The 12,498-nt window shown below is 70.3% G+C and carries 10 protein-coding genes; 5 read left to right on the plus strand and 5 right to left on the minus strand.

Annotated features, from left to right (window positions below):
- Positions 1–9: 9 nt before the first annotated feature.
- Both LDL49_RS43210 and mshB read right to left on the minus strand, forming a co-directional pair.
- Positions 10–447, minus strand: coding sequence for a DUF6113 family protein (locus LDL49_RS43210; protein WP_225300723.1), 438 nt, complete (start codon positions 445–447; stop codon positions 10–12).
- A 94-nt stretch (positions 448–541) separates the two neighbouring features.
- Positions 542–1,447, minus strand: a complete 906-nt coding sequence (gene mshB / locus LDL49_RS43215) for an N-acetyl-1-D-myo-inositol-2-amino-2-deoxy-alpha-D-glucopyranoside deacetylase (RefSeq protein WP_225300724.1) — start codon at positions 1,445–1,447, stop codon at positions 542–544.
- 29 nt (positions 1,448–1,476) lie between these two features.
- Between mshB and LDL49_RS43220 the strand changes: the two genes are divergently transcribed.
- Entirely contained in the window at positions 1,477–3,543 is a 2,067-nt protein-coding gene (locus tag LDL49_RS43220) for a S9 family peptidase (RefSeq protein ID WP_225300725.1), read from the plus strand.
- A gap of 231 nt (positions 3,544–3,774) precedes the next feature.
- Positions 3,775–5,163, plus strand: coding sequence for an alpha/beta fold hydrolase (locus tag LDL49_RS43225; protein ID WP_225300726.1), 1,389 nt, complete (start codon positions 3,775–3,777; stop codon positions 5,161–5,163).
- A gap of 225 nt (positions 5,164–5,388) precedes the next feature.
- Here the strand turns inward: LDL49_RS43225 and LDL49_RS43230 are convergent, their stop codons facing one another.
- Both LDL49_RS43230 and LDL49_RS43235 read right to left on the minus strand, forming a co-directional pair.
- Positions 5,389–7,188 carry an ABC transporter ATP-binding protein gene (locus LDL49_RS43230; RefSeq protein WP_225300727.1) on the minus strand — a complete coding sequence of 600 codons (1,800 nt, stop codon included), beginning with the start codon at positions 7,186–7,188 and terminating at the stop codon, positions 5,389–5,391.
- A gap of 2 nt (positions 7,189–7,190) precedes the next feature.
- On the minus strand, positions 7,191–8,879 hold the full coding sequence (locus LDL49_RS43235) for an ABC transporter ATP-binding protein (RefSeq protein ID WP_225300728.1): 1,689 nt from the start codon (positions 8,877–8,879) through the stop codon (positions 7,191–7,193).
- A gap of 851 nt (positions 8,880–9,730) precedes the next feature.
- On the opposite strand from LDL49_RS43235, the gene LDL49_RS43240 reads away from it, so the two are divergent.
- Entirely contained in the window at positions 9,731–10,357 is a 627-nt protein-coding gene (locus LDL49_RS43240) for a phosphotransferase (RefSeq protein ID WP_225300729.1), read from the plus strand.
- A gap of 148 nt (positions 10,358–10,505) precedes the next feature.
- Here LDL49_RS43240 and LDL49_RS43245 read toward each other — a convergent pair whose 3' ends face one another.
- A complete protein-coding gene (locus LDL49_RS43245; protein ID WP_225300730.1) occupies positions 10,506–11,012 on the minus strand; it encodes a GNAT family N-acetyltransferase in 507 nt (168 codons plus the stop codon).
- A 231-nt stretch (positions 11,013–11,243) separates the two neighbouring features.
- Between LDL49_RS43245 and LDL49_RS57595 the strand changes: the two genes are divergently transcribed.
- Positions 11,244–11,369 carry a hypothetical protein gene (locus tag LDL49_RS57595; RefSeq protein ID WP_263656232.1) on the plus strand — a complete coding sequence of 42 codons (126 nt, stop codon included), beginning with the start codon at positions 11,244–11,246 and terminating at the stop codon, positions 11,367–11,369.
- Between the two features lie 6 nt (positions 11,370–11,375).
- Entirely contained in the window at positions 11,376–12,428 is a 1,053-nt protein-coding gene (locus tag LDL49_RS43250) for a hypothetical protein (RefSeq protein ID WP_225300731.1), read from the plus strand.
- The last annotated feature ends 70 nt before the right edge of the window (positions 12,429–12,498 follow it).

Below are 12,498 nucleotides of genomic sequence, written 5' to 3' on the forward strand. Positions count from 1 at the left end.
TTTATGCCTCTAAGTCGGGTTCCTTGGCTGCTGGCCATGCAACAACCAGGAGCCGCCGCCCGACGAGGGCGCCAGCCAGAAGGCCACGAGCACCGCCGCCATGCCCCCATAGAGGTAGACGAACCCGGCGGGGCCGTTACCGGAGATCACCAGGTCGCCCTGCGACAGCTTGAGCGAGAACGGCATGGACACCAGGAGCCACCCGAGCGCCGTCACCGACACCCCGAGGCGCGAACCCATGAGCTTGCCCGCCCCGAGACAGACCCCGAAGAGCGCGAGCAGCCAGCCGATCGCCGAACCCGGGATCAGCCCGACGAACGGCAGCGGACCGACGTGCCAGATCGCCTGCGTGAACCCGCCCACGATGCCCATGACCAGCCCCAACATGAACAGCATGCCGTAGGCGGCCCCACCCAACGCCGACTCGGCCGGGCTGCGTTGCTCCATGAGGAACGAGGTTAGTGGATGCCCGCGAAGAGATCATTCGCGAGGCCGGTGACCGCCCCCCAAGAGGCCGTCCGTCAAGAGACCGTCCGCGAGGTCAGTGGATGCCCGCGAAGAGATCATTCTCGCGGGTGTGCGGCGCTCCCAGCCCGCCCGCCTCGATCGGCGCGCCGGGGATCGCTTGGCCGGGCGTGCCGAGCGCCAGGATGTAGTGCTCGACGCCCAGCGCCTCCTGGCCGATGTTGTTCGACAGCGCGAACCACGGGTCGGCCACACTGATCTGCGTGGCGTGCGCGCGCATGGCGTCCAGCTTGTTGCCGACCCACGGCCGCGCGTCGATCTCCGTGGTGATCACCTCGTCGGGGCTGGCGAACGGCATGTCGTCCACGTCCTCGACCAGGAAGCCGACGTCGGCCGCGCGCAGCGCCTCGGTCGTACGGCGCATCACCGACCTGGCGACGGCCGTGTGGTAGAACTTCGTGATCCGCCACGGCGCGCCCTCGCCGAAGCGTGGGTCGGCGGCGAGTTCGTACGCCCGCCGCGAAACGCGATGTGCCTGGATGTGGTCGGGGTGCCCATAGAAGCCGTTGTCGTCATATGTGACCAGGACCTGGGGCCGTACCTCGCGGATGACCTTGACCAGCTCGCCCGCCGCCTCGTCGAGGTCGGCCTGCCAGAACGCGCTGGGCCGGTCATTGGAGGCGACGCCCATCATGCCCGAATCGCGCCAGCGGCCCGGTGCGCCAAGGAAGCGGTGGTCCTCGACGCCGAGGGCCTTGCAGGCCATCGCGAGTTCGGCGATGCGGTGCGTGCCCAGCGTGTCGTCGCGGTCGGCGGCCAGGTGGGCGAGCTCCTGGGGGATGACCTCCCCCTCCTCACCGAGCGTGCAGGTCACGAGCGTGACGTGCGCGCCTTCCGCCGCGTACTTGGCCATCGTCGCGCCGGTGCCGATCGACTCGTCGTCGGGGTGGGCGTGCACCAGCAGCAGCCGTCGGTCAGTCATGCGTTCGAGCGTACTGGCAGGATTAGGGCATGAGTGAGAGCTTCCCGCGCCTGTCGGCCAGGACCCGCAGGTTCACCCTCGGAGTGCCCAGGGGCTTCACGATCTCCCCCGACGGCGGCAAAGTCGTGTTCCTGCGGACGAAGTCCGGCACCGACCCGGTGACGTGCCTGTGGGAACTCGACACCGAGACTCACGTCGAGCGCCTCGTGGTCGACCCGCGCACGCTCGACGCCGACGACGGCGACCTCCCGCCCGAGGAGCGCGCCCGGCGCGAGCGCAGCCGCGAGCAGGCGGGCGGCGTGGTCGGCTACAGCACCGACTCCTCGGTGACCAGGGTCGCCTTCGCACTGGCCGGCGGCCTGTACGTCACCGACCTGCCCGACGGCGGCACCCGGCGGCTGGAGACGCCGGGTGCGGTCATCGACCCCCGCATCTCCCCCGACGGCCATCGGGTCGCGTACGTCAGCGGGGGCGCCCTCCGGGTGCACGACCTCGCGACAGGTGACGACCGCGCCCTCGCGGAGCCCGAGTCGCCGACGGTCACGTACGGCCTGGCCGAGTTCATCGCCGCCGAGGAGATGGACCGGATGCGCGGCCACTGGTGGTCGCCGTCGAGCGACGCGCTCCTGGTCGAACGGGCCGACGAGGCTCCGGTCCACACCTGGCACATCGCCGACCCGGCCAACCCGGACCGGCCCGCGACGGCCCAGCGCTATCCGGCCGCCGGCACGCCCAACGCGGTGACCCAGTTGTTCGTGCTCGGAGTCGACGGGTCGCGCGTGGCGGTGCCGTACGAGGACGAATACCTCACGACGGCCGCCTGGAGCTCCCATGCGCTGTCGATCGTGACCATGTCGCGTGATCAGAAGAGGCTGCGCCTGTTCGCGATCGATCCGGCGACCGGCGGTTCCACGCTGGTCCGCGAGGACACCGATCCGGCCTGGGTCGACGTCGTCACCGGCGTGCCCGCCCATCTCGACGACGGCTCGCTGGTCTGGGTGGCCGCCGACGGCGGCGGCAATCGCCTGTTCGTGGGTGACCGCGCCGTCACCCCGCCCACCCTGCAAGTACGCGCGGTGCTCGACGTCGACCACGACAGCGTGCTGTTCAGCGCGAGCGGCGACCCCACCGAGATCCAGTTGTGGACCTGGGACGGCCACTCGCTGCTGCCCGTGTCGACCCGCTCCGGCGTGTTCTCTGGGCGGATGTCCGGCGGCGTCGGCGTACTGACCGAGCAGAGCCTCGACGCCGAGGGTGTGTCCACCACGGTCGTACGGCGTGACGGCATGGCCATCCCGATCCCGTCGCTGGCCGAGCGCCCCGGCCTCGACCTGCGGGTCTCACTCGGCCGCTCCGGCCGCCGCGAACTCGCCACCGCCGTGGTGCTGCCCTCCTGGCACGAGCAGGGCTCGCGGAAGCTGCCGGTCCTGATGGATCCGTACGGCGGGCCGCACGCGCAGCGGGTGCTCAACCGTCGCGGCGGGTATCTGGAGAGCCAGTGGTTCGCCGAGCAGGGCTTCGCCGTCATCGTGGCCGACGGCCGCGGCACCCCGGGCAGGGGCCCCGCCTTCGAACGCGCCGTGCTGAACGACCTGGCCACGCCCCCGCTGGAGGACCAGATCGACGCCCTGCAGGGAGTGGCCGAGCAATACCCCGACGACCTCGACCTGACGAAGGTGGCCATCAGGGGCTGGTCGTTCGGCGGCTTCCTGGCGGCCCTGGCCGTGCTGCGCCGGCCCGACGTGTTCCACGCCGCGGTGGCGGGGGCGCCGGTGACGGACTGGCGGTTGTACGACACGTGTTACACCGAGCGCTACCTGGGGCATCCGGACGAGCAGGCTGACGTGTACGACAACTCCTCGCTGTTCGGCGACGCGGCCAAGCTGGAGCGGCCGCTGCTGCTGATCCACGGGCTGGCCGACGACAACGTCGTGGCCGCGCACACGCTTCGCTTGTCGTCGGCGCTGCTGGCGGCGGGGCGGCAGCACAGCGTGCTCCCGCTGTCGGGCGTCACCCATATGACGCCGCAGGAGGTCGTGGCGGAGAACTTGCTGCTGCTGCAGGTGGAGTTCCTGAAGAGGTCCCTGGGCGTGTGACCGCCTGGGGCGGGCCGTGGCCTGACTCCCCGCACCACGGACGACCGCCCAGAGCGGGACCGCGGGCTGACGCCGCTCTGTAGGTGCCGCTCGTCGGGCGACCACTCGGGGTGGGCCGCGTCTCAGGTGGCATCAGCCCGTGGCATGACATACCACGGGCTGATCCGCCTCCCTCCAGACCAGCCCCTGGTCCGATGCGCCCAGCACCCCCTCTGCGGGATCGTCGTGCGCATGCTCAAGCACATCTCCATCTCCATCGCCATCGCCCTCCTCGGCTCGAGCGCCCAGTCCCAGCAGGCGGCCACCCTCGACTGGGCCGCCTGCCCCAATGACAAGGCCGGGATGACCTGCGCCGACCTCCAGGTTCCCGCCGATTGGCATAAACCCGACGGCCGCAAGATCACCCTCAAGCTGGGCCGGCTGAAGGCCACCGGTTCCTCCTCCGAAGGGTCGGTCCTGGTGGCCTACGGCGGCCCCGGGGGCCCCGGCATCGCCTTGACCCAGACCTTCGCGGACCTCTGGGCCAAGCTGCGCGAACGGATGGACGTCATCACCTGGGACACCCGCGGCTACGGCGCGCAGTTCAGTGGCCTCAGCACCGGGCTGGCCTGCACCTGGACCCGCATACCGCTGCCCGATTTCCCGAAAGACGACGCCGACTTCGGACGGCTCTCCGACACCAACCGCGGCTACGCGGAGGCCTGCCGCAACAAGGACCCCGAGCTGTTCGCCAACATGAGCTCGGCCGACCACGCCAGAGACATGGAGGCCATCAGAAAGGCCCTGGGCGACGCCAAGCTCAACTTCTACGGCGCCTCCTACGCCGGGATCTACGCGCAGGACTACGCCCGGCTCTTCCCCGGCCAGGTGCGCACCATGGTGATCGACGGCACGATCAGCCACAGCGGCACCGACTGGACCACCGACATGGTCAACATGGCCAAGGACAACGAGACGTCCTTCGCCCGCTTCTTCACCTGGTGCGCCGGCGCCGGCAAGTGCCGAGAGCTGTCCGCCCAGTGGCGCGGCCTGGTCGCCAAGGCCGACCGCTCCCCGGTCCCCGCCAAGTCGGCAGGCATCGCCTATACGGGCCGCGACCTGCAATCCCTCGCCCTGGGGTTCGCCTACCAGGGCCCCGACAGCTATCCCAAGCTGGCGGAGGCCCTCCGCAAGGCCGTGCGCGGCGACGCCTCCGACTTCGTCCCCGCCCGCGGCTCCCGTTACCCCGACCAGTCGACCGGCGTCACCGAATGCACCGACTGGCCGCGCCCCTCCGGCCGCGCCGAGCTCGACAAGGTAATCGCCCGGCTCCGCAAGATCGCCCCCAACGCGGGAGCGGCCAACACTCTGGCGACGGGCACACTCGGCTGCATCGGCTGGCCGGTGCCGGTGACCAATCCGCCCGCACCCCTCCCCAAGGGCCTGCCGCCGATGCTCGGCGCTGGTGCCTGGCGCGAGTCCGACGCGGTCGCCCGGATCCTTACGCAGGTACCGGGCAGCGCCACCATCCGCCACGAGGGCCCAGGACACACGCTCTTCGCTTCCAACGAGTGCGCCCGCAACCACATGTTCCGCTACTTGACGGACCGCACTTTGCCGTCCCCTGAGACGAAGTGCTGACCGCCCCCGGAAGCCGCCTCATCGACGGCCCAAGAGCGGCCCAGCAGGATCCGGTGACCAAGAGCTGGTGACCGAGAGCCAGTGAGAGCCGGTGAGACCTGGCAGCCCAGGGTCGGCGACCAGGAGCCGACCGTCGGGACCCAGCGAGTCGGCGGCCACGACCCGGTCACCAAGAGCCAGCGACCAGAAGTGAGTCATCAAGTGTCGGTGACCGGGAGCGGGTGGTCAGGAGTGCTGTGCCAGCCACTCTGCCGACTTGTCGGTGGCGACGGAGTGGGTGGTGGCCGGAGTCCCGTGCCAGCTACTCCACAGAGCCGCGTACGAGCCGCCCTCCGCCACCAGCTCATCGTGCGACCCGAGCTCGCTGATCCGTCCGTCCTCGACCACCGCCACCCGGTCCGCGTCGTGTGCCGTGTAGAGGCGGTGGGCGATGGCGATCACCGTGCGACCGTCGAGCACCGCCGCCAGCGACCGCTCCAGGTGCCGGGCGGCCCGGGGGTCGATGAGCGAGGTGGCCTCGTCCAGCACCAGCGTGTGCGGGTCCGCCAGCACCAGGCGGGCCAGCGCCAGCTGCTGGGCGTGGGCAGGAGAGACGGCCAGCCCGCCGGATCCGACGACCGTGTCGAGTCCGTCGGGCAGGGCGAGCACCCAGTCGAGCGAGTCGACCGCCGCGAGGGCCGCGCGCACGGCGGCGTCGTCGGCGTCCGGGCGGGCGATCAGCAGGTTGTCGCGGAGCGTGCCCTTGAAGACGTGGTGCTCCTGGGTGACCAGCGCGACGTGGCCGCGCAGGTCGTCGAGGGGCAGATCGACCAGGGGCACACCGCCCACCGACACCGCGCCCGTACGCGGGCCGTGGATGCCTGCCAGCAGCCTGCCGAGCGTCGACTTACCCGCGCCCGAAGGGCCGACCATGGCCAGCCGCTCCCCCGGCCGGACGGTCAGCGACACACCGTGCAGCACGTCGCGGCCCTCGCGGTAGGCATAGCGGACGTCGTCTGCCTCCAGCAGTTCGCCCGTGGGCCGGGCGGTGGAGGCGGTCCGGTCGTCGGGCACGTTCGCCACGCCGAGCAGCCGGGCCATGGCGGCCCCGCCCACCTGCAACTCCTCGATCCACATGAGAAACCGGTCGAGCGGGTCGATGAGCTGCTGCGCGTACAGGGTGGCGGCGGTCACCTGGGCCAGCGACACCCAGCCGTTGGTGTAGAACAGGCCGCCGATGAGCAGGGTCGAGACGACCGGGATCACATAGCCCAGCTCGACGGCGGGATACCAGATCGTGCGCAGCCACAGCGTGTAGCGTTCGGCGGCGAACGAGCCGCGGATGTCGTTCGCGGTCCGCGCCTCCCGCCGCCGCTGGAGGCCGAGCGCCTCCACGGCCCTGGCGCCCTCGACGGTCTCGGCCAGTCCCTCGGTCATGTCCGCGTAGGCGGCGTTCTCGCGCAGGTAGCCGTCGCGGGCGCGGTTGAGGTACCAGCGGGTGGAGATCCAGAGCAGTGGCGCCGCGATCAGCATCGGCAGCATGAGCAGCGGGCTGACCAGCACCATCGCGCCCACGGTGATCGTGAAAGTGACGATCGCGATCAGTGTCTCGGGCACGGCGTGCCGGACGGTATGGGAGAGGGAGTCGACGTCGCGGGAGGTCCTGGTGATCAGGTCGCCGGAGCCGGCCCGCTCTACCGTCGACAGCGGCAGGCCGAGCACCCGGTCGACGAACTCCTCACGCAGCTCGGCGAGGACCTTCTCGCCGAGCTTGGAGGAGGCGAGCACCGCGTAACGCACCAGAGCGCCCTGCCCGAACAGGAACGCGCCGATGCCGACGGCGAGGAGCAGCACGTTGACGTGACCGCCGTCCTGCACGTTCTGCACCAGATTGCCGAGTTGCCAGGGCACGGCCAGGCCCACGATCGCCGCGAGCCCGTGCAGGGCCAGCACGACGGTGAGCCGACGCGGATATTTGAGCGTCAGCCGCCTGGCGTAGGCGCGCACCTGTCTCTGGTCGGCGACCGGCAGGATCTCGCGGGCCATCGTCAGTCCTCCCCTCTCGTCACGGTCGTGGTGTATTCCGGCGAGGTCGCCAGCAGGTCGCGGTGCGTGCCTTCGGCGAGCACCCTGCCGTTCTCGACGTAGATCACGTGGTCGGTGCGGTCGAGCACCAGCGGGCTGGTGGTGCAGACCAGCGTGGTCTTGCCGACGCGGGCCTTGGCCAGCCGCTCACCGATGCGGGCCTCGCTGTGGGCGTCCACGGCGCTGGTCGGCTCGACCAGGATGAGCACCTCCGGATCGGCGAGCAGTGCCCTGACCAGCCGGAGCCGCTGCTGCTGCCCGCCGGAGAACTCCCGGCCCGCCTCGGCCACCAGGGCGTCCAGCCCGTCGGGCAGGGCCTCGATGATGTCCTCGGCGCAGGCGGCGTACAACGCCTGCTCCACCCGCTCGCCGGAAGAGTCGCCACGGACGTCGAGCTCGTCGCGGAGCCTGCCGGTGAACAGGCGGGCGGCGTTGTCGGCGACCAGGATGCGCGCACGGATCTCGGCCATCGGCAGCGTCGCCAGGTCGGCCCCGCCGAAGGTGACGTCGCCGTCGGCGTAGCGGCCCAGCCGGTCGGCGATGGCGATGGCGTCCTCCGGCAGAGCGGCCGCGATCGCGGTCAGGACGCCCGGCTGGACGGTGACGCCGCTGTAGGAGTCGCGCAGCACACCGCCCGCACTGGTGCCGATGCCCCCTGACACCTCCGGCTCGATGGACAGGATGCGCACCACGCGGCGGGCGGCCACATGGCCCTTGGTCAGCTTGTCGGCGAGCTCGGTGAGCGTACGCATCGGGCCGATCAGGAAGACCGCGTAGCCGTAGAAGGCGACGAGCTGCCCTGCGGTGATCTCACCGCCGATGGCGAACGACGCGCCTATCCCGGTGACGACCGCGATGAGCACTCCGGGCAGCAGGATCTGCGCGCCTTCGAGCACCGATTCGACCCTGGACACGTTGACGCCCGCGTCCCGTACACGCTGGGACTCCTCGCGGTAGCGCGCGGCGAACACCTGCTCGCCACCGATGCCGCGCAGCACCCGCAGGCCCGCCACGATGTCGGCCGACCTGGTGGACAGCTCGCCCATCAGGTCGCGCTGGGTCTTCTGCCGCCGGTGCAGGGGCTTGAGCAACGGCCCGATCGCGACGGCCATCAGCGGCACACCGAACATCACCAGCAGGCCCAACGGCAGCGAAGTGGAGATGAGGATCACGGTGACCGCGATGATCGCCACGACGGAGCCGGCGCCACGCGGCAGGATCTCCATCGAGTTGCCGATGTGGGAGATATCGGAGTTACCGACGCTGACGACCTCGCCGGTCGAGACCCGCTTGGGCAGCGTGGCACCGAGCCGCGCGGCCTGCCTGGCGGTCACTTGTACGGTGCGGTAGGCGGCGGCCAGCCAGTTGTAGACCGCCATCCGGTGCCGCATGATCCCGGTGAACGCCTGCAGTATGCCGATCACGAGCATGATCGCTGACCAGGTCAGCAACGCGTCGGTGTCCTTGGCCGTGACGGCGTCGATGCCTTTGCCGAGCACGGCGGGGACCAGCGCCTGCAACAGCCACCAGGCGGTGGCGAAGCCGATGCCGCCCAGCAGGGACAGGGCCTGGACACGCGCGTTCCACCACAGGTACCGGAACGGGCTGCGGATGTCGGGCATGCCGAACTCGGCTTCTGGAAGGGATCGCATAGCTCATCAAGGTTGACAAGGCGCCGGCTGACCCGGCAAACCATTTTCCGACTCGGACACCACGACGGCGCCGACCGCCCAGATCCACCACTTCCCGACCTGAGCACCACACCGGTACTCACTGACCAGACCCACCCGTTTCCCGACCCGAACCCCGCCACGGCGCCGACCGCCCAGATCCACCGGTCCGTCGTCTTGGCGGCCTGATGCCCGTGTACGACCTGCCCGCGGTGAACCGCACCGACTTGGATCGCCGGACCCTCGCCAGATCGGCGTCCCGGTCAAGGCCCTCCCGGCGAAGGCGTTCCGCTAAGGCGTTTCGGCGGAGGCACTCCGGCCACAGCGGTCGTGCCACGGCGGCCAGGCGAGGCAGTCGGGCGAGGCAGTCGGGCGGAGACACTCCGGCGAAGACGTCCCGCCACAACGCTCCGACGGAGGCGATCCCGCCACAACGGTCGAGCCACAACAGCCTGCCCACAGCGGTCCGGCCACGGTGATCGGGCGCAGACGGTCCGGCCACAGCGGCCGGCTCCAGTCCAGCCGGTCCGGCCACAGCGATCCTGCCACGGCGGTCCGGTCGCCTGCCCATCCGGGCGGACGGTTGCTTGCCGCCGGATCATCCTTGCGCCCGACCACTAGCGCGGGAGCAGGAAGCGCGCAGCGGGGACACGCCGAAGCGCTTTACAGGACGCATCTTCACATCGGGCTGACACTTCGTCGTGCTTTTGCCGTTCAGCCGCCCGGTGCCTGCGGTTTCCCTGCCATTCTACCGCCGACCCGGTCTTACACCGTGTATCGAGGGTGACTCAGGTGATTCCGGGGATCTTCTCGGTAGGCCAGAATCGGTCCCTGTGAAGCACGGGTACACCAACAGCACGGTCGGCGACGACACATGGGTCGTCAAGTGTTACGAAGGCCCTGACGCGGCGATCCGCCTCAAGACCGAGAGCAGGTTCCTGCGCCGACTGCGCGGGCGGCTGCCTGTGCCCGCCGTACACCGGGTGACCCCGACGAGCGTGACCACCCGCTACGTACGCGGGGCGCACGGCCAGGATCTGCTCGACGAGGGCCGCGTGACCGAGGTCCTCGCCGGATGCGGGAAGACGCTGGCCCGCATCCACAGGCTGGGGATCGTGCACGGTGATTACGGGCCGCAGAACCTGCTGTTCGACCCGGCCACGTTCGAGACGGCGGCGATCCTCGATTGGGAGTGGGCGCACCCGGGCGAGCCGATCGAGGACCTCGCGTGGTGCGAGTGGATCGTGCGCATGCACCACCCGGAGCACGTACCGGGCCTGCCGTCCTTCTTCGACGCCTACGGCGGCCCGGTGCCGTCCTGGCCGGACCTTCAGGCCGCCATGGTGGCGCGCTGCCGTGCCCTGCTCGACTTCACCGGCCGGTGGGAGCCGGGCGGCGACGGCGAGAAACTGTGGCGCGAGCGCCTCGACATCACCGCCTCCTGGACCAGCACAACGTGACATCAAGGTCAGCGCAGCCGCCAGTCGTCGCCCCCTCCTGGACCGGCCGAGCCTGACGCCGTTGCGGGCGGGCATCAGGGCGGCGCCGACGATCCGTGCGGCAGACATCGCCACGAGCCACCGCCGCACGGAGCGCGTGGGCGGCCGGTCAGAGCAGGCGCAGTCGCCAGTCGTTGCAGCGCATCGGATGACCGACCGGGTACTCGAAGTCGACCTCCCCGACGAAGGTGAACCCGGCCTTGCGGCAGATCGCGTTGGACGCCGGATGCTCCACAGACGGGTAAGCGTGCAGGTGCCGGTGCCTGCCCTCCGCCCGGGCCTTGGTCGCGATGGCGATGGCAGCCGCCGTAGCGATGCCCCGCCCCTGAAACTCCGGCAAGATCCCCCAGCCCGTCTCATAAACGGTCTCACCCTGCCATTCGCGCTCCCAGAAGCCTATCGAGCCGACCGTCTCCAGCTCAGGCTCGACGACCACGCTGAACATGGCGCCCAAGCCCGGATCATCCAGCTTGAGATAGCGCTCGTGCCGCCCGACCACCTCTTCCTCGGTCTCGGGACCGCCCAGGTGCTCGGTCATCTCAGGAGCGTTGAGGCGGCGCAGCAACTCCAGGTCACGCTGCGACCAGGGCTCAAGCCGGACAAAAGGTATCTCCATCCCGCGGATGGTACTGAACGAGTCTGACAATCACCGCGTTCCGGGCATACCTTGCGACAGATCTTGCAACGTCCGGACCAACTCTGCGACTCGGCGCGGGCGCTCCCGAACCCGGGAACCGCCGGTGTGGACGAGTTGTCGCGCGGCGGCGTCGACGCGGACCGACTCCACATACTGCGCGGGCGTCCCCCCACCTGCTGACGGAGCCGACACCGCCGGCTGGCTGGCGCGATGCCCACGTCGCAGGTGGCGCTCGTGCTCGGCGCGGGCCTGTATCCGCGAGAAGTGCCGGACGCTGAGGTTCGTCCGGAGCGCGAGCGCGTCGCCGACCGCGCCCCTTCGCGCGAGATAGCGTGATCTTTCATGAAATTCGTGACCGTCCTCGTCCTCCTGCTGGCGGTGTGCGGAGCGGACGTACAGGCGATATGGACGGGCACGTGGCGGCTTACGTACGCGGTGCGAGGGTGGACCGGCACGATAGGTGCCACAGGACAGGGGCAGGCCTGGGCCCTCTTCCAGCACGACCGGCAGCAGACTTCCTCGACGATGCTCCGCTGGGACGGCGTCTCCTGGCGGACCGCCGTGCCGCCAAAGGGCGTCAGCGCCTACGAAGCGGAGTTCGCCGCCTCCCCAGCAGGGGACGACCTGTGGATGTTCTCCGGGAACCGCCCGTTCCAGCTGTCCGGCGGCCGGTGGGTGTACCGCCCATGGACCAGCAGGTACGACCGTGGTTTCGTCGCCATCGGGGCCAAGGACGATGTCTGGGTCTCCGAACACGGCGGTCCGGACGACTACTCCGGATCCGGACTCAGCCACTGGGACGGCCGCTCATGGAAACCGGTCCGCAAGCCGAGCCCGTACGGCGACCTTGACCAGATCTCGCTCGTCGCCGCCCCCGGCAGGGGCGAGGCGTGGGCGGTGATCCATCCCCCGGGAACGACCACGGTGATACGGCGGGACGGCTCCGGATGGGCCACCGCTCCCCTGCCTTCCGCGCCTGGCTGCCCCTCTTCGCCCGCCGGCGGCTTCTACGGCATGGCGGCCCGCGCCCACGACGACGTGTGGCTGGTGACGCAGGGCGCCTTCGAGCGGTCCGGGCCCTGCGAGGTGCCCGACCGCGGCATGGTCGTGCGCTGGGACGGCACTACGTGGAGATGGCTGAACCTGCCGCTGGCCAAGACCTGGCTGCCCGCCATCCGCGCCGACCGGGTCGGCGGTGTGTGGATCGCCGCCAACCCCGCCCATGCGCAGTCGTACGTGCTCAACTTCCGCGGCGGCCGCATGACCAAATCGACATTGCCCGCAGAAGGGGGGTGGGCGGGGTTCGTGGACATCGTCCCGGTACCGGGCACCACCCGGCTATGGGCTCTGGCCCGGCGCGTAGACGGCACGTTGCTGATCTACCAGTTGACCTGACCGCCCGGGCTCCGAGCGCCGGAGTAGACCCGTGGCTACCTGCGGGGCGTTCGATCGGAGCTGGATGCTT

The sequence above is a fragment of the Nonomuraea aurantiaca genome, assembly GCF_020215705.1.
GTDB classification, from domain to species: Bacteria; Actinomycetota; Actinomycetes; order Streptosporangiales; family Streptosporangiaceae; genus Nonomuraea; species Nonomuraea aurantiaca.